1 protein-coding gene is annotated in these 226 nt (G+C 54.0%); it reads left to right on the top strand.

The window, feature by feature from the left end; translation table 11 throughout:
• Window positions 1-226, top strand: a 226-nt coding sequence (locus HMPREF2959_RS12955) for a hypothetical protein (RefSeq protein ID WP_210398733.1), incomplete at both ends; no start/stop codon positions are given.

Raw genomic sequence — 226 nt, 5'->3', positions numbered from 1 at the left:
ATTCCTGTTGCGTTGGGGGCTGGATTCCCGCTTTCGCGGGAATGACGACCCCCGCTCCCGCGTCATTCCCGCGCAGGCGGGAATCTTGTCTGTTTGGTTTCTGTTTTTCCGATGGATTCCTGTGATTTTTCGTTTGCTGGATTCCCGCTTTTGCGGGAATGACGGTTTTGGGGTTTCTGTTTTTTCCGATGGATTCCTGTTGCGTTGGGGGCTGGATTCCCGCTTT

The organism is Neisseria sp. HMSC070F02 (assembly GCF_001814225.1).
GTDB lineage: Bacteria > Pseudomonadota > Gammaproteobacteria > Burkholderiales > Neisseriaceae > Neisseria > Neisseria meningitidis.
This window is presented reverse-complemented; position numbering and strand designations above follow the sequence as displayed.